Genomic DNA, 16,912 nt, shown 5'->3' with positions numbered 1-16,912 from the left:
GCCCGGCGCTTGCGCCGGGCTTTAACGTTTCGGAGCTGAGATCGCCTCGCCAGGCGAACGCTTCGGCTGGATATTGTATGCCGCTGCGGCAGAGCGCGAGATCTAGCCGTGAACAGACGACGCACCCGACGGCGCCAGCGATTCGGACATGCTTCGTTCCAGGCGCGTTCCAAAAGTTAAGAGCCGCGCTCGTAGCGTTTCGTTTTGAAGCATCTGACATACGCAATCGCCCATGTCTTTGGCTGCTCAACCAGAGCCCGGCGTTTGCGCCGGGCCTTAACTTTTTGAGCTCGCATCTACCGGCCACGCCGGGCTCGTTCGGCAGAACTATGGGGTACAGCGTCAGCCACGCCGACATCTAGCCGTGAACAAGTATCGTACCGCGCCTCGCCGCTGATTCGGACGCGATTCGTTCAGGCCGCGTTCGAATCGTTAACGGCGACGCGCCGGGCGTTGCGTTTTGAAACAGCTCGCTCGCCTCACGCCTTCGGCAATTCGTCCAGCGGCCATTTCGGGCGCTTGATCGTCTTGTACGGCAAGGTCGTGAGATCGCGCGCCACCACGCCCGGCGCGTCCACCGTGATCACGGCGGTTGCGATCGGTGCATAGGCGGCACGGAAATGCTGCGCCGACTTGACCACCACGAGCTTATGCGTCGCCGGATCGCAGCCGAGCTGGGTGAAGAGATCGGTTCCGAAGGCCTGGCAGCGGAAGGTCGTGATCACGACCTCGACACCGCCACAAGCGATCAGGGCGCAATCGCCGAGCTTGGCCGGCGTGCCGGCGAGACCCGTCATCACCATGTCCTGCTTCAACGCCTTGATCTCCCAGGTGGCATCGACGGGATCGCCGGACAGCGGCCCGATCTTGCCGCCGATCCGCAGCGGCAGCTTGGCGCCGACACCGGCATCGAAGGCGATGCGCACCGCGATCGGATCCCACACCGGGCCGAGGCAGACATTGTCGATCTTTCGTTCGATGATCCGCTGCAGCAGGAAAGTGGAATCGCCGGGCGCGCCGCCGCCGGGATTGTCGCTGGCGTCGGCCAGCACAATCGTGCCTTCGGTCGCGAGCGCCTGGTCCAGCGCCGCATCGACCCCGGGCATGCGCTCGGTCACGGCCTCGCGCATCGCGATCAGTTCATCGGCGAGCCGACGCGCCAGCGCCGCGGCACGTGCGCCGTCCGGATCGACAGCAGCATCGCTGTAAACGAGCACCTTGGTGCCCATGGAAGGCGTGTCGCCCCAGCCGAAGCCGTGCACGATCGAGACCGAGACGATGCCCTCCTTGCCTTCCAGCGCGCTCACGCGGTCGACGAAGCTGCGCACCGGCTCGCGCGTGGTGTGCAGGGTGACGATCATGTTGGTGTCGACCAGGGCATGCCGGAGCATCAAGCGCTTCTCGGCCAGCGCGGCGCAGAACTCCACCAACTCCTGCGCGCGCTCGAAGATGTCGGTGTGCGGATATTCCTTCCAGCAGATCAGCAGGTCGGCGCCTGCGACCATCGCCTCGCTCATATGGCAGTGCGGATCGAGCGTGCCGCCGATCACCACGTCAGGCCCGACGATCTCGCGCACCCGCGTGATCAGCTCGCCCTCGCAATCGCCATAGCCGTCGGCGATCATCGCCCCGTGCAGGCCGAGCAGCACCATGTCGACCGGCAGCGCCGCCTTGAGATCGGCCAGGATCTGGTCGCGCAGCGTCTCGAACGCCTGGCGGGTGACGACGCCGTTCGGCACCGCAGCCGCGACCAGCCCCTCGATCAGCGTCCAACCTCTGGACGGGCCGACCTGCCGCGCCGCCCACAGCGGCCCGCCGTGCATCTGCATCTTGTCGGGATGGCTGCCGGCGGGGAAATAGGCCCGCTCATGAAAGGTGGCGAGCCCGGTGGGCATCGGCGCGAAGGTGTTGGTCTCGGTGGCGAGGGCGGCGGAGAAAACACGCATGAAGGCTGAACCTGTTTGGTCGCGAGAGAAAACGGCGCGCATCGTCCCGGCCGGCGATGCCCGTCCCAGAGAAACCAAGCTGGTTCGGAAGCACAAGAGACCAACGCGAAGGGCGACCGCCGCCCAGCGCATGGGACGGCCCGCCTCATCATCGCGCAGCGGTCATGTGCTTCGCCGAATTAAGTCCGCTTGTCCGCCGATAGCCGCGCAGAAGCGGAGCTCGCCCGAGGTCGCAGAAGGGCCAAGAGGCGACATCTCAGGCTTGGCCTGATATGACAGAGGCCGCCAACTGACGCGGCCTAAAATATGGAAAGATCTATGGTTCATGAATTGGAAAACATTATCCCTCTGATTATGGCTGGACTCATTGTCCTATTTTTTGTTGCGTATCGCTCATATCAGTATGTCCGCGTACGGAAGCAGTTGGCTCAGCAAAACGTCGCTACTCTGGAAGTCGTGAGTCGAAATACAGAGGCACTTGAGCGCATAGCCGCTGCGTTAGAAGCAATCGCTCAAAATAGGACACTCTGAATGTCCGGGATAGGTCGACAGCAAGCGTAGGGTGGGCAAAGCGTCGCCGTGAGGCGGCGCGTGCCCACCATTGCTATTTCATGAACCAGTTGGGGGACACGGCGCCGTCGCGAGCCCGAGCAAGCGTAGGGTGGGCAAAGCGCCGCCCTGAGGCGGCGCGTGCCCACCATCGCTATTTCAAGTTCATGAACCAGTTGGTGGGCACGGCGCCATCGAGAGCTCGCGCGTGGAGACATCACGCATGCGCCTTTGCCCACCCTACGGCCGGCTAAGTTATGAATCGCTCTGACCGCATGCCGTAGCTCTGTAGCACTTCGACAGGACGGAAGCTCACCAAGTCGACCCGGTCGAGAACGCCTGCAATTGGCTCCCAATTGGAGAGGAGAGCCATGAGAGCCGGCCCCGGGTCAGGCAAGGCGGCTGACAACGTCACGTGAGGGACCCAGGCTCCAGGCCGATAATGCGCATGAACCCTAAGGTCGGGAAGTGCAGTTTGTATGGCCTGATGCCGAGCAAGCAACTCGGAGGTCACAACGGGCACAGCCCATAGAACGGCGCCGTCCCCCGGAAAAGCACCTAATCCGCTGAAGCGAACCGGAAGAGCCTCCCAATTTCGGCAGATATCTTCAAGCGCGCTGCGAAGCCTGTTAAGAGGAGCTTCATCTGGGTAGATGGCCAGGGTGATATGCGGAGCGTAGCCAAGTTGATGCCGATCGGCGTCGATTCCGTCGGCGGCAAGCTTAAGCCACAGCGCTTCGATAGGACCAGCGCTGGCGGAATCTAAGCGGAGTGTAATTGCGAACGGCATGGGCGCGATACTAACAGTGCCCACGCGCGGACAGCAACGTATTCAGCGAAGTAGGGTGGGCAAAGCGCCGCCGTGAGGCGGCACGTGCCCACCATCGCTGTTTCATGAACCAGTTGGGGGACGCGGCGCCGTCGCGAGCTCGCGCGTGGAGACATCACGCAGGCGCCTTTGCCCACGGCTGGCTAATCGTCGTCGTCGTCATCCCAATTCGAAACATTGCCGTAGCCGTGGTCGCAATTGCGGTCCCGGTAGGCCGGCGCGTAACCGGCGTGGTCATAGCCGTAGCTGTCATAAGCGGGGTGGCGATAGTAGGAGCGGTAGACCGGCGCAGGCTCATAGGCTTGCGCTTCCGACGCCAGCGCGCCACCGATGAGGGCCCCGGCAACCAGGCCGCCGATCAACGCCGCGTTGCGTCCATCATGGGCTTGAGCCGGCGCCGAGCCGGCGAACAGGGTTGCAGTCACGGCGAGCGCGGCGAGGCCGCCTGAGAGAGATGTCTTGAGCGAGACCATTGTCCCCTCCATTGAAGTTGTGGCGATGTTCTACATTCCCTGCTTTGAAGCCATGCTGAACACGCCGTTGTTCGCCGTTCATTTCCGAAGCCGACCTCGGTCGCCCGGCTTTCAGGCGCAGCGGTCGCGAGCAGGTGGACCAGACCTCGGAGCTGCCGGTGCTTCATCGGTCGCCGATTGCGCCGAGCGCCTAATTTCGTCCACGGCATCAAACGCATGCGGCGGGTCAAGACGCTGCGCGAAAAATATATCTGTTTCGTTTTTTCAGAAATCATGTTCTGATGCCGCCATCCTGCCTCACGCGGAGGGGCGTACGCGTCGTCACGATACGTAGAGGCGGGCTGCGATGGCCGTGACGGTTGCGCCAGACGAGCGCATGCCGGCACGGACGGCGAAATCGTGTGGTCCTGGCATCCCGGCGCTGATGCCAAGCTCGCCGCGTGACGCGGATGGGTGACGGGGGCAAGAGAGCCGGTCCCCGGGGAGAGCACGTATAAGCCGTAAAGCCCTTCGCGCAGGGAAGGCCGGATGATCCCGGTCGAACCTGTGGTGACTGCCGCCTGCTTTTTTTCCTGCAGGCGGGCCATGGGTGCGGCCAGCATCCGGCCTTCCCTGCGCCCTCCCGATGTCGAGGGCCGCCTCTGCCATCAACTCGGACGCGAGACGCGTCGCGAGACTGACGTCTCATGTCTAGGCCACGCCCATGAACGAGCCTTTGAACGAGCCTTGCCAGCGAACTCTCTTTCAAATTGCGCGTCGATGCCCGGCGTCAACGCGCCGACTGCTCCTCGATCGCCTTGATCGCAACGGCCGCGACCTGCGCCAGCGCCTCGCGGTCGGCGCCGGAGGAGGCCATCACGCCCATGCCGACACTGACGGCCGAGACGTAGCGCGCGAGCGCCGCCGGATCCGCGGAGGGCTTCAGATCGCCCTCCTCCTTGGCCCGCGCGAACCGGTCACGCAATTGTTCTTCGGTCTGGGCACGGCGTGCCGCGAGTTCGAACGGCACGCTGGCCGAGCCGGTGCCGCAGGCAATCCCGCCCTGCACCAGCAGGCAGCCGGGCGGATTGGCGGGATCGGTCTGCTTCTCGGCGACCCCCATCAGCATCCGCTCCGCAACCTCGCGCGCGGTCGGCGCGCTCAGCACCTCTTCCATCCAGGCGGCCCGCCGCTCGGTGTAGCGGTCGAGCGCGGCCTTCAAGAGACCTTCCTTGCTGCCGAAGGCGGCATAGAGGCTGGGCGGGTTGATGCCCATCGCCTCGGTCAGCTGCGCGATCGTCGCCCCCTCATAGCCATGGCGCCAGAACACCTCCATCGCGTGGTCCAGCGCGACGTCGCAATCGAATGCTCGGGGTCGTCCCACAGCCATCGGCCTTCCTCTCCTGCCCTGCTCCCGGTAGCGGCAACGTCCGCCTGCTGTCCAGGGTTCGCGCTATCTTATTGTTCTTTCGAGGGCTTTCTTTGATCTCGCGCAGCTTTCCCACAAGGGGCTACCATTTTCGTAGTATCCGATACATAAGTCTCTTGCGAACTGGTTGCCAGACGCACATCTGTAGCGCGCACTACATTATTGGAGCGCGCGAATGCCTACGTCCAAAAATCCCCCTTACGGCCGTCTCAAGCGCCTGCTCGGCACCGTCGCAGTCGCTGCCATCCTCCTTGCCGGCGCTTCGGTGGCCGGAAATCGTTACTTCAATACCTCCCCAAACGCAGCGAAGGCCGCAGCCCCTGAACAAGCGGTCCCGGTCACCATCGCGGTCGTCGAACCGCGCCAGGCCACGCTGTGGGATGAATTCTCCGGGCGGCTGGAAGCCGTCGAGCGGGTCGAGGTCCGGCCGCGCGTGGCGGGCGCGATCCTGGCGACCAATTTCACCGAGGGCGCGCTGGTGAAGGCCGGCGATGTCCTGTTCAAGATCGACCCGGCACCTTACGCCGCCGAGGTGGACAAGGCGCAGGCGCAGCTCGAGGCCGCGAAGGCCCGTGCTGCTTTTGCCGCCAATGAACTGGAGCGTGGCGCCCAACTGGTCGGCAATGCCGTGGTGACCCGGCGCGACTACGACCAGCGCGACAACGGCAATCGCGAGGCCATCGCCAACGTCAAGGCGGCGGAAGCCACGCTGCAGACCGCCAGGCTCAACCTCGACTACACGCAAGTTCGCGCACCGGTGGACGGCCGCGTCGGCAAGATCGAGGTCACCGTCGGCAATCTCGTCGCCGCCGGTTCAGCCTCGCCGGTGCTGACCAGCCTGGTCTCGGTGAATCCGATCTATGCAAGCTTCGATGCCGACGAAGAGGTGGTGCTGCGTGCGTTGAACGCGATCGCGGACGCCTCCGGCAAGCGCGGCAATCTCGATCGCATCCCGGTGGAGATGACGACCTCCGGCGGCCTTTCGGCGAAAGGCCACATCCAGCTGATTGATAACCAGGTCAATGGCCAGAGCGGCACCATCCGCGTGCGCGCGGTGTTCAAGAACGAAGACGGCCGATTCATCCCGGGCCAGTTCGCCCGCGTGCGCATGGGGCAGCCACAGCAGCAGACCTTGGTGCTGCTCGACGATCGCGCCATCGGCACCGACCAGGACAAGAAGTTCGTGATGGTGGTCGGCGACGACGATCGCGCGGTGTACCGCCCGATCACGATCGGCGGCAACGTCGAGGGGCTTCGCATCGTGCAGACCGGCCTCAAGCCGGGCGATCGCGTCGTCGTCAACGGCCTGCAACGCGTGCGGCCAGGTGCGCTGTTGAAGACGCAAGTTGCGTCGATGGGCGCGCGCGATGGCGACTCCGCCTCGCCCGCCTCCAGACAACTGGCGCAGCGCTGATCATGATCGCCCGCGTCAACCAAAGCCGTCGTCCCCGCGAAGGCGGGGACCCATAACCACCGGCGCCCTTTGCAGACGACGGAAGATGACCCGAAGCCTTTTCCACCAATCGGCCATCCGCAGCATGGGTCCCGGCGTGCGCCGGGACGACAGCTTGTATGCGGATGGGTCGCGCACAATCGCTCACCCGGATTTCACATCAGGCGCTGACATCTCCCGACCACAGGTCCACCCATGAACCTCTCGAAATTCTTCATCGACCGGCCGATCTTTGCCGGCGTGCTGTCGATCCTGATCTTTCTCGCCGGGCTGATCGCGCTGTTCGCGATGCCGATCTCGGAATATCCGGACGTGGTGCCGCCCTCGGTCGTGGTGCGCGCCACCTATCCCGGCGCCAATCCGAAGGTGATCGCCGAGACGGTGGCGACGCCGATCGAGGAGCAAATCAACGGCGTCGAGAACATGCTCTATATGAGCAGCCAGGCCACCACCGACGGCGCGATGACGCTGACGGTGACCTTCCGGCTCGGCACCGATCCCGACAAGGCCCAGCAGCTGGTGCAGAACCGGGTGCAGCAGGCCGAGCCGCGCCTGCCCAACGTGGTGCGCCAGCTCGGCATCATCACCAAGAAGAGCTCGCCCGACCTCACCATGGTCGTGCATCTGAACTCGCCGAACGGCCGCTACGACATGACGTATTTGCGCAACTACGCGGTGCTCAACGTCAAGGATCGGCTGGCGCGGATCGACGGCGTCGGCGACGTGCAGCTCTACGGCGCCGGCGACTATTCGATGCGGGTCTGGGTCGATCCGCAGAAGGCTGCCGAGCACGGGCTGACCGCCAGCGACATCGTCAAGGCGATCCAGGCGCAGAACGTCGAGGCCGCGGCCGGCGTGGTCGGCGCCTCCCCCAGCGTCAAGGGCCTGGACCTGCAGCTCTCGGTGAATGCCGAGGGGCGTCTTTCGACCGAGGAGCAGTTCGGCGACATCGTCGTGAAGGCCGGCGGCCGAGGCGAGGTCACGCGGCTGCGTGACCTCGCGCGTCTCGAGCTTGGCGCGTCCGAATATGGCCTGCGTTCGCTGCTCGATAACAAGCAGGCGGTGGCGATCCCGATTTTCCAGGCGCCCGGCTCCAACGCGCTGCAGATCTCGGACAATGTCCGCGCGACGATGGCCGAGATCAAGAAGAACATGCCGGAGGGGGTCGACTACCAGATCGTCTACGACCCCACCCAGTTCGTGCGCTCGTCGATCGAGGCCGTCGTGCACACGCTGTTCGAAGCGATCGTGCTCGTCGTGATCGTCGTCATCCTGTTCCTGCAGACCTGGCGCGCCTCGATCATTCCGCTGCTTGCCGTTCCGGTCTCCATCATCGGCACCTTCGCGGTGATGCATCTGTTCGGCTTCTCCATCAACGCGCTCAGCCTGTTCGGCCTCGTGCTCGCGATCGGCATCGTCGTCGACGACGCGATCGTCGTGGTGGAAAATGTCGAGCGCAACATCGAGAACGGGCTGTCGCCGCGCGACGCCACCTATCAGGCCATGCGCGAAGTGTCGGGACCGATCATCGCCATCGCGCTGGTCCTGATCGCCGTGTTCGTGCCGCTCGCCTTCATCTCCGGGCTGACCGGACAGTTCTACAAGCAGTTCGCGCTGACCATCGCGATCTCGACCGTGATCTCGGCCGTCAACTCGCTGACATTGTCGCCGGCTCTGGCCGCGCTGCTGCTCAAGGGCCATCACGATCCGAAGGACCGGCTGACGCGGTTTCTCGACGCAGTGCTGGGCTGGTTCTTCCGCGGCTTCAACCGCGCCTTCGTGAAGGCGTCCGACAATTACAGCGGCAGCGTCAGCAAGGTGATCGTCGGCAAGACCGTCGTGCTGGGGCTCTATGTGCTCCTGGTCGGCGCCACGGCCGTGCTGTTCAAGCAGGTCCCCGGCGGCTTCGTTCCGGGGCAGGACAAGCAATATCTGGTCGGCTTCGCCCGCCTGCCTGATGGCGCCACCCTGGATCGCACCGAGGAAGTCATCCGCAAGATGGGCGACATCGCGCTGACGCAGCCCGGCGTCCAGAGCTCGGTGCAGTTTCCGGGGCTGTCGATCTCCGGCTTCACCAACTCCTCGAACGCCGGCATCGTATTCTCGACCCTGAAGCCGTTCGACGAGCGCAAGGATCCGTCACTTTCGGGTCCTGCCATCGCGATGGAGCTGAACAAGAAATATTCCGGCATTCAGGATGCCTTCATCGCCATGTTCCCGCCGCCGCCGGTCAATGGCCTGGGCACGATCGGCGGCTTCAAGCTGCAGATCGAGGATCGCGCGGGGCTCGGCTATGACGCGCTGAACGACGCCACCAAGGCATTCCTCGCCGGCTTGCAGAAGGCGCCGGAAATCGCCGGGGTGTTCTCGAGCTTCCAGGTCAACGTGCCGCAGCTATTTGCCGACATCGACCGCACCAAGGCACTGCAGTTAGGCGTGCCCGTCACCGAGGTCTTCAATACGCTGCAAATCTACCTCGGCTCCTACTACGTGAACGACTTCAACAAGTTCGGCCGCACCTATTCGGTTCGCGTGCAGGCCGATGCGCCGTTCCGCGCCCGCGCCGACGACATCCGGCAGCTTAAGGTCCGCGCCGCCTCCGGCGACATGGTGCCGCTGTCCGCGCTGCTGCATGTCCGCCAGAGCGCAGGCCCTGAGCGGGCGATCCGCTACAATGGCTTCCTGTCGTCCGACATCAACGCCGCAGCCGCCCCGGGCTATTCGTCGGGCCAGGCGCAGGCGGCGGCCGAGCGTGTCGCCGCGGAAACCCTGCCCCCCGGCTTCACCTTCGAATGGACCGACCTGACCTACCAGGAGTTCATCGCCGGCAATTCCGGATTGTGGGTGTTCCCGCTCGCGATCCTCCTGGTGTTCCTGGTGCTGGCGGCGCTCTATGAAAGCCTGGCCCTGCCGCTCGCGATTCTCCTGATCGTGCCGATGGCGCTGCTCGCGGCCATGTTCGGCGTCTACATCTCGAAAGGCGACAACAACATCTTCACCCAGATCGGGCTGATCGTTCTCGTCGGTCTCTCCGCCAAGAATGCGATCCTGATCGTGGAGTTCGCGCGCGAGCTCGAATTCGCGGGCCGCACCCCGATCCGCGCCGCGATCGAGGCGAGCCGGCTGCGGCTGCGGCCGATCCTGATGACGTCGATGGCGTTCATCATGGGCGTGCTGCCGCTGGTGCTCTCCACCGGTGCGGGCTCGGAGATGCGGCGCGCGATGGGGGTGGCCGTGTTCTCCGGGATGATCGGCGTCACCGTGTTCGGCCTGTTCCTGACGCCCGTGTTCTACGTGCTGCTGCGGACCGTCACCGGCATGAAGCCGCTGACCCAACACGGCGATCACGGCACGGTCGGTCACATTCCGCAGGCGGCGGAATAAACGCCCCGAATGTGAGTTCGATCATAGAACCGCGCGGCGAAATGGAGGACGCCACCTCGATTACGCCGCGCCGACCCGGCGGCCGGACCCGCGACCGGCCGCCGGGTCATTCTCCTTGAAGGAGTTGGCAATGGAACTTTTGAATCACCTGGTCGCAGCCAATCTGATGAAGACGGCCGAAATGTTCGAACGCATCGGCCAGCATGGCGCGACGCCTCGGTTGGAGGCGCGAAATCGTGCTGCTGCCCCATCCGTGGTGGAGTTGGCCGCGCGGGAGCGACCGCCGTCGCGAGATGCGATGGAATTGCGCCGGCCATGTCGGCATGACAGAACCGATTCGCCCTGCAGTTGAGCACGTGGCCGCCGAGAAACTGGGCTTGCAAGGCCGTTGGCTTGCCGATAGCTTTTTTTCGGCCGATCAGTGGTGTGGTGGATCTCGCAGCGTTGACCTTGCAGCGTGATCCTTGACGTCCAGTCCCCGTGCGCTGGTCAGGCAAACGACTTGCTTCGGCCAAAGAGGGGATGCCGATGAAGGCCTTGAAGGCGGCGCTCGTGGCCGCAGCCGCGCTGGCGAACGTCACACTGCCGGCTTATGCGCGCGATCTCACCGTCGTCTCCTGGGGCGGCAATTACCAGGATGCCCAGCGCAAGATTTATTTCCAGCCGTTCGCCGCCAAGATCGGCGCCACCGTGCTCGACGAAAGCTGGGATGGCGGTTATGGCGTGCTGCAGGCCAAGGTGAAGGCCGGCGTTCCGAACTGGGATGCGGTGCAGGTCGAGGCCGAGGAGCTCGAGCTCGGCTGCAGCGACGGCATCTACGAGAAGATCGACTGGCAGAAGCTCGGCGGCAAGGGCGGCTTCATTCCGGCCGCCGTCAGCGATTGCGGCGTCGGCGCGATCGTGTGGTCGACCGGCATCGCCTATGACGCCGACAAGATCAAGGACGGGCCGAAATCCTGGGCCGACTTCTGGGATACCGCGAAGTTTCCCGGCAAGCGTTCCCTGCGCAAGGGCGCCAAATACACCCTCGAATTCGCCCTGCTCGCGGACGGCGTGCCCGCCGCCGATCTTTACAAGGTGCTGAAGACCCCGGAAGGGGTCGACCGCGCCTTCAAGAAGCTCGATGCGATCAAATCCGACATCGTCTGGTGGGAGGCCGGCGCGCAGCCGCTGCAGCTGTTGTCGTCCGGACAGGTCGCGATGACCTCGGTCTATAACGGCCGTATCAGCGCCATCAACCGTTCCGAAGGCAAGCACTTCACCTTCATCTTTCCGGGCAGCATCTACGCCGTCGACAGCTGGGTCATCCTGAAGAACTCGCCGAACAAGGACGCCGCGATGGATTTCATCGCCTTCGCGAGCCAGACCGAGAACCAGGCCAAGCTGCCGGAATACATCGCCTACGGCCTCCCCAACATCGCCGCGGCCAAGCTCGTGCCGGAAAAATACGCCGCCGAGTTGCCGACCACCCCGGACAATCTCAAGCAGGCGATCGCGCTCGACGTCACCTTCTGGACCGACAATTCGGAAGCGCTCTCCAAGCGCTTCAATGCCTGGCTCGCACGTTGAGATGGCCTGAGTTGAGACCCTCCGCATCTGTGCTCGCGCTGTCTGCAATCCCGTGAAGCTGCCGGACATGGACAATCCGTTCATCTCGTTCCGGCAGGTCACCAAGCGCTATCAGACGCTGACCGTGGTCGATCATCTCGACCTCGACATCGCCCGCGGCGAGCTCGTCAGCCTGCTCGGCCCATCCGGCTCGGGCAAGACCACGCTGCTGATGATGCTCGCCGGCTTCGAGCAGCCGACCAGCGGCACCATCGCGATCGATGGGCGTCGCATCGACGAGCTGCCGCCCTACAAGCGCAATATGGGCGTCGTGTTCCAGAACTACGCCCTGTTCCCGCACATGACGGTGGCCGACAACATCGCCTTTCCGCTCAAGATGCGCGGCGTGGCGAAGGCCGAGACCGCCGAACGCGTCGCGCGCGCGCTCGACATGGTCAAGCTCACGACGATGGCCGCCCGCAAGCCGGCCCAGCTGTCCGGCGGCCAGCAGCAGCGTGTCGCGCTCGCCCGCGCTCTGGTGTTCGAGCCGCAGGTCATCCTGATGGACGAGCCGCTCGGGGCGCTCGACAAGAAGCTACGCGAACAGATGCAGCTCGACATCCGCGACCTGCATCGGCGGCTTGGGCTCACGATCGTGTTCGTGACCCACGACCAGGACGAGGCGCTGACGATGTCGGACCGGATCGCCGTGTTCAACCACGGCCGGATCGAGCAGATCGGCACGCCCCAGCAGATCTACGACCTGCCAAGCACGCCCTTCGTCGCCGAGTTCATCGGCGAGACCAACCTGCTGCCCTGCAGGATCGCGCAACGGACGGGCGATACACTGGACCTGACCTCCGACTCGGGCCTGACCTTTTCGGCTTTGGCCGCGGCAAGCTCGATCGATGACGCGCAGGTGCAGATCTCGATTCGCCCCGAGGCGATCCGAATCAACGATCCCGCGCCCGCCGCGAACGGGCTGACGGCGCGCATCATCGACGCGGTCTATTTCGGCGATCATATCAGGCTGGTCGCGACAGTCGGCACGCAACGGCTGATCATCAAGAGTGAGCGCGCCAGGCGGGCGGTCGATGTCGGAGACGAGGTCGCGCTGTCCTTTGCAGCGTCGGACGTGTGGGTGGTTGGATCATGCAAGGATCGAGCATCGCCCATCGGCTGAAGCCGGTCGTGCTGCTGGCACCGCTTTTGGCCTTCATGATCTGCTTCTTCGTGGTGCCGCTGGTGACCATGATGAAGTCGGCGGTGTCGGACCCGGTCGCGACCAATGCCCTGCCGCGCACCGCGCAAGCCTTTTCGGGCTGGGACCGCACGGCCGTCCCGACGCCGGCGCAAGAGGCCGCGTTCGTCGCCGACCTGCGCGCGCTCACTGATCATGACGAGCAGTTCGGCGATCTGGTGCGGCGGCTCAACAGCGCCCAGTCCGGCTTTCGCAGCCTGCTCGGCAAGACCCGCCGAGCCGTCGACGGCGCGGCCGGATCAGTCGATCTCGCCGCCATCGACGCGCGCTGGCGTGAGCTGACCTACTGGACCACGATTGCCGAGGCGGTCGCCTCGCGCTGGACCGACCAGAACCTGCTGGCGGCGGTCGATCTCGAACGCAACGCAGCCGGCGCGGTCGCCGCGATGCCCGAGGGCACATCCGCCAACCGGCTGATCCTGACCCGGACTTTCGTGACCGCGGCCATCGTAACGCTGGTCTGCATCGCGATCGGGCTGCCGTTTGCGATGGTCGCTGCCTCGGTCGAGGGATGGCGTCGCCAGCTCCTGCTCGGTGCGGTGCTGCTGCCACTATGGACTTCGCTGCTGGTGCGCACCGCGGCCTGGTACATCGTGCTGCAGGACAACGGCTTGATCAATGTGACGCTGAAGGCGCTCGGCATCATCTCAAATCCGCTTCCCTTGATGTTCAACCGGCTCGGCGTGGTCATCGCCATGACCCATGTGCTGCTGCCTTTCATGGTGCTGCCGATCTTCAGCGTGCTGGTCGCGATCCCGAAAAACCTGATGCCGGCCGCGGCCTCGCTCGGCGCGCATCCGCTTCGCGCCTTCCTCCACGTGCTGCTGCCCCTGAGCCTGCGCGGCGTGGTTTCGGGTGCGCTGCTCGTGTTCATGGCGGCGCTCGGCTACTACATTACCCCCGCCCTGATCGGCGGCGCCAACGACCAGATGATCTCGTCCGTCATCGCCTACTACGCCACCGCGGCCGCCAATTGGGGCATGGCCGGCGCGCTCGGCCTCGTGTTGTTGGCAATGACGATGCTGCTCTATGCGGTCTACATCAGGCTCGCGCAGGAGGAGGAGCACGCATGAAGGCGCTTCCCCTCATCAAGGCTCTCTTCGCGAGCCTGGTCGTGCTGTTCCTGCTCGGCCCCCTGGTTGCGATCCTGCCGCTCTCGCTGACCGACAGCGTGTTCCTAAATTATCCGATCCCCGGCTACTCGACGCGCTGGTTTCGCGAACTGATCGAAGCCGATTCCTGGCGCCTGTCTATCCTTAACAGCCTCATCATCGGCACCGGCACCACGGTGCTTGCAACGCTACTCGGCACGCTGGCCGCACTCGGCTTGCGCGGCAAACGGGCGTCGTTGACGTTCGCTGCCATGCGCACCTTATTCCTGTTGCCGATGGTGGTACCGGCGGTCGTGCTCGGCGTCGGCATGCAGTTGATGTTCGCGCGCTATGCGCTGGTCAACACCTATCTCGGTGTCATCATCGCCCACACGGTGATCGCGGTCCCGTTCGTGCTGGTCAACGTATCCTCGGCGCTGCAAGGCGTCGACACCAGGGTCGAGCGTGCCGCCGCGAGCCTCGGCGCCTCGCCGCAGACCGTGCTGTTCGCGGTGACGCTGCCGCTGGCCCTGCCCGGCATCGTCTCCGGCGCGCTGTTCGCCTTTGCGACTTCGCTGGACGAGGTCGTGCTGACCCTGTTCGTGGCGGGTCCGAATCAGCGCACCCTGGCACGGCAGATGTTCGCCACCATCCGCGAGAACATCAGCCCGGCGATCGTGTCGGCCGCCGCCGTCTTCATCGCCGGAACCATCGTGCTGTCGCTGCTGATGGTCGCGATCCGCCGCCGCCTTTCGTGAATACCAGCCGCAGCGGGCGCGGCAACTGTGCCCACGATCGCTACCCGGCTTTGACGTAGGATCGCCAGTTGTGCGCTTCCTTGAAGCCGAGCACCTCGCGTGCCTTGCGGTTCGACAGCGGCGCCTCGTCGTCGCCGAGTTCGCGGGTCACCGGGACATCGGGACAATAACGGCGCAGCAACTCGCGCGTCGGGATGTTGGCGGTGACGGTGTCGTTGACGGCGTTGAAGACCTGAAAGCCGAGCCCGTCCTTCTGGATGGCGAGGTGTACGATCTCCCCCAGGTCGCGAGCGTCGATGTAGGACCACGCATTGCGCTTTCGCGACGGAGGATCGGCCAGGAAGCCGGGGAACATGTCGTACTCATGCGGCTCGATGACGTTACCGATACGCAGCGCATAGATGTCGATGCCGTAGCGCATGGCAAAAGCGCGCGCGGTCTTTTCGTTGACGACCTTGGACAATCCGTAGGAGTCCATCGGGTCGGTGTCGTAGTCCTCCTCGAGCGGGAAGCTCTTGAAGTCCTTATCGCCTTCGGCAAAGCAGACGCCATAGGTGGTCTCGCTGGAGGCGATCACGACCTTGCGGACGCCGAGCTTCGCTGCGGCTTCGATGACGTTGTAGGTACTGATCGTGTTGACACGGAAGGTCTCGTTGTCAGGCGCAATGAGAACGCGCGGAATTGCCGCAAAATGAACCACGGCGTCCGGCGCCTGCGGCGCCCTGCCGGCTTTGAAGCCGTCGAAGCCGAAATGCGTGGTCAAAGCGTTGAAGGCCTCGCCGCTGTCCGTCAGATCAGCGGTTAGGGTATTGATGCCAGGGTGATCGAACGGCTTGAGATCGACGTTGAGAAGCTCGTAGCCCTTGCTCTGCAGATGCGGCAGCACATGCCTGCCGGCCTTGCCCGTTCCCCCGGTGAACACCACGCGCTTGCCTGTCATTGATTTCTCATCCTCGTTAGTGCGCGAATTCGTTTCTAGCAGTTTCGGCTGCACCCGCTCCATAGGAACTTCCAACTTGCCGCGCGAGGACGATGTGCGCCGGCCACTCAAGCGCAATCGCTCGGGCGATTGTGCCCTGCTCCCGATACGCCTCCAAAGCGCTGAACCTTGCCCGCCGGTTGCAGCGCGCACTTGGCTGCGGCCAGGTCGCACCATCAGCACAGGGGCCGTGATGAATGCCGGCTACTTTTTTGCAAACGAGCCGTTGGGCGGGGCCAGCGCCCGTGCGCCTCTGGCTTTCGAGGACGGTCGTTCGGCACAGATCGGACGCGAGGGGAGCGCCGCAAGAGAGCACGCTCATGCCCGCCGTCATCCGTCATATCTGGCGGCTCTGGCGGCGATCCGGACCACCCTGCGGAGCGGTCACATCCACCACAGCGCGAACCACAAAATTCTGCGATCTCGCGTCAATTGAGATATTCGAGGCTGGGTCACCGGCCGGATCAGCCGATGGTGGGCACGACAGGGATCGAACCTGTGACCCCTACCATGTCAAGGTAGTGCTCTCCCGCTGAGCTACGTGCCCTGGAACCAGGAAGGTCATTATCGGGTGGGGGTCCGTATATCGGCTCCCGCGCGGGCAAGCAAGGACGCAAAACCATGGAATGCGGGATATTTCGCCCGCAGGCCGGCCTGCCTCCCGAAATACGGCTCAGGCCGCCAGCATCTTATTCACTTCGCTGACCAGCTCGCGCAGATGAACCGGCTTCGACAGTACCTTGGCGTTCTTCGGCGCTTCCGAGTCGGAGTTCAGCGCCACGGCGGCAAAGCCGGTGATGAACATGATCTTGATGTCGGGATCGAGCTCGGAGGCGCGGCGGGCCAGCTCGATGCCGTCCATCTCGGGCATCACGATGTCGGTAAGCAGCATCTCGAACGGCTCCTCGCGCAGCCGCTGATAGGCCGACATGCCGTTGTCATGCGGCGAGACCTGGAAACCGGCGTTTTCCAAGGCCTTGACCAAAAAGCGGCGCATGTCGTTGTCGTCTTCGGCGAGGAGGATCTTGTGCATGGCGAAAGGTCGTATGTCCCGGTGAAAACGGAGCGGCTAGCGTCACTTAGCCCGACGGACGGTAAATTTCGGGTGAAGGGTTGAGGATGTTGATCCGATATCCGCAAGGCATTTTCAGGGCCGTCGCGCCACCACATGCTCCGGAGCGTTCTGCCGTAATCTCAGAGTTGTTCCAAGCCGGCGTTGAACTTTTTCCTTGC

The 16,912-nt window shown here is 64.2% G+C and carries 12 protein-coding genes and 1 tRNA gene; 6 read left to right on the top strand and 7 right to left on the bottom strand.

Annotation, left to right across the window (positions count from 1 at the left end):
- Positions 1-479: 479 nt before the first annotated feature.
- The 4 genes from QX071_RS32595 to QX071_RS32585 form a co-directional block, all read right to left on the bottom strand.
- Positions 480-1,946, bottom strand: a complete 1,467-nt coding sequence (locus tag QX071_RS32595) for a M81 family metallopeptidase (protein ID WP_315706571.1) — start codon at positions 1,944-1,946, stop codon at positions 480-482.
- A 799-nt stretch (positions 1,947-2,745) separates the two neighbouring features.
- Entirely contained in the window at positions 2,746-3,285 is a 540-nt protein-coding gene (locus tag QX071_RS34170; RefSeq protein ID WP_409977548.1) for a 2'-5' RNA ligase family protein, read from the bottom strand.
- A gap of 182 nt (positions 3,286-3,467) precedes the next feature.
- Positions 3,468-3,797: a hypothetical protein gene (locus QX071_RS32590; RefSeq protein ID WP_315706570.1), complete on the bottom strand. Its 330-nt coding sequence runs from the start codon at positions 3,795-3,797 to the stop codon at positions 3,468-3,470.
- 769 nt (positions 3,798-4,566) lie between these two features.
- Positions 4,567-5,166, bottom strand: a complete 600-nt coding sequence (locus tag QX071_RS32585) for a TetR/AcrR family transcriptional regulator (protein WP_315706569.1) — start codon at positions 5,164-5,166, stop codon at positions 4,567-4,569.
- A 214-nt stretch (positions 5,167-5,380) separates the two neighbouring features.
- Between QX071_RS32585 and QX071_RS32580 the strand changes: the two genes are divergently transcribed.
- The 6 genes from QX071_RS32580 to QX071_RS32555 all read left to right on the top strand — a co-directional run bounded on the left by QX071_RS32580 (position 5,381) and on the right by QX071_RS32555 (position 14,700).
- On the top strand, positions 5,381-6,619 hold the full coding sequence (locus tag QX071_RS32580; protein ID WP_315706568.1) for an efflux RND transporter periplasmic adaptor subunit: 1,239 nt from the start codon (positions 5,381-5,383) through the stop codon (positions 6,617-6,619).
- Positions 6,620-6,853: 234 nt separating this feature from the next.
- Entirely contained in the window at positions 6,854-10,042 is a 3,189-nt protein-coding gene (locus tag QX071_RS32575; RefSeq protein ID WP_315706567.1) for a multidrug efflux RND transporter permease subunit, read from the top strand.
- Positions 10,043-10,570: 528 nt separating this feature from the next.
- On the top strand, positions 10,571-11,611 hold the full coding sequence (locus QX071_RS32570) for an ABC transporter substrate-binding protein (RefSeq protein ID WP_315706566.1): 1,041 nt from the start codon (positions 10,571-10,573) through the stop codon (positions 11,609-11,611).
- A 67-nt stretch (positions 11,612-11,678) separates the two neighbouring features.
- A complete protein-coding gene (locus tag QX071_RS32565; RefSeq protein WP_315706565.1) occupies positions 11,679-12,773 on the top strand; it encodes an ABC transporter ATP-binding protein in 1,095 nt (364 codons plus the stop codon).
- A 35-nt stretch (positions 12,774-12,808) separates the two neighbouring features.
- Complete coding sequence (locus QX071_RS32560) at positions 12,809-13,924, top strand: ABC transporter permease (protein ID WP_315706695.1); 1,116 nt, start codon at positions 12,809-12,811, stop codon at positions 13,922-13,924.
- Positions 13,921-14,700 (top strand): ABC transporter permease, encoded by a 780-nt coding sequence (locus tag QX071_RS32555; protein ID WP_315706564.1) that lies wholly within the window; start codon positions 13,921-13,923, stop codon positions 14,698-14,700. Before QX071_RS32560 ends, QX071_RS32555 begins: the two co-directional genes overlap by 4 nt.
- Before the next feature lie 40 nt (positions 14,701-14,740).
- On the opposite strand, the gene QX071_RS32550 is transcribed toward QX071_RS32555, so the two are convergent.
- From QX071_RS32550 to cpdR, 3 genes are all read right to left on the bottom strand, one after another.
- A complete protein-coding gene (locus QX071_RS32550; protein ID WP_315706563.1) occupies positions 14,741-15,640 on the bottom strand; it encodes an NAD(P)-dependent oxidoreductase in 900 nt (299 codons plus the stop codon).
- Between the two features lie 511 nt (positions 15,641-16,151).
- Positions 16,152-16,226: transfer RNA gene (locus tag QX071_RS32545), tRNA-Val, on the bottom strand.
- Between the two features lie 126 nt (positions 16,227-16,352).
- Positions 16,353-16,712 carry a cell cycle two-component system response regulator CpdR gene (gene cpdR / locus QX071_RS32540; protein WP_006610087.1) on the bottom strand — a complete coding sequence of 120 codons (360 nt, stop codon included), beginning with the start codon at positions 16,710-16,712 and terminating at the stop codon, positions 16,353-16,355.
- Between the last annotated feature and the right edge of the window lie 200 nt (positions 16,713-16,912).

Origin of the sequence: Bradyrhizobium sp. SZCCHNS1022 (assembly GCF_032484835.1) — a bacterium.
GTDB lineage: Bacteria > Pseudomonadota > Alphaproteobacteria > Rhizobiales > Xanthobacteraceae > Bradyrhizobium.
The sequence above is the reverse complement of the archived record's forward strand: the minus strand, read 5'-3'. Positions and strand labels throughout refer to the sequence as shown.

Bases quoted from the DNA above. Each gene is read 5' to 3' on its own strand.
- QX071_RS32595 (WP_315706571.1), bottom strand. From the start codon at position 1,946: ATGCGTGTTTTCTCCGCCGCCCTCGCCACCGAGACCAACACCTTCGCG.
- QX071_RS34170 (WP_409977548.1), bottom strand. From the start codon at position 3,285: ATGCCGTTCGCAATTACACTCCGCTTAGATTCCGCCAGCGCTGGTCCT.
- QX071_RS32590 (WP_315706570.1), bottom strand. From the start codon at position 3,797: ATGGTCTCGCTCAAGACATCTCTCTCAGGCGGCCTCGCCGCGCTCGCC.
- QX071_RS32585 (WP_315706569.1), bottom strand. From the start codon at position 5,166: ATGGCTGTGGGACGACCCCGAGCATTCGATTGCGACGTCGCGCTGGAC.
- QX071_RS32580 (WP_315706568.1), top strand. From the start codon at position 5,381: ATGCCTACGTCCAAAAATCCCCCTTACGGCCGTCTCAAGCGCCTGCTC.
- QX071_RS32575 (WP_315706567.1), top strand. From the start codon at position 6,854: ATGAACCTCTCGAAATTCTTCATCGACCGGCCGATCTTTGCCGGCGTG.
- QX071_RS32570 (WP_315706566.1), top strand. From the start codon at position 10,571: ATGAAGGCCTTGAAGGCGGCGCTCGTGGCCGCAGCCGCGCTGGCGAAC.
- QX071_RS32565 (WP_315706565.1), top strand. From the start codon at position 11,679: ATGGACAATCCGTTCATCTCGTTCCGGCAGGTCACCAAGCGCTATCAG.
- QX071_RS32560 (WP_315706695.1), top strand. From the start codon at position 12,809: ATGATCTGCTTCTTCGTGGTGCCGCTGGTGACCATGATGAAGTCGGCG.
- QX071_RS32555 (WP_315706564.1), top strand. From the start codon at position 13,921: ATGAAGGCGCTTCCCCTCATCAAGGCTCTCTTCGCGAGCCTGGTCGTG.
- QX071_RS32550 (WP_315706563.1), bottom strand. From the start codon at position 15,640: ATGACAGGCAAGCGCGTGGTGTTCACCGGGGGAACGGGCAAGGCCGGC.
- cpdR (WP_006610087.1), bottom strand. From the start codon at position 16,712: ATGCACAAGATCCTCCTCGCCGAAGACGACAACGACATGCGCCGCTTT.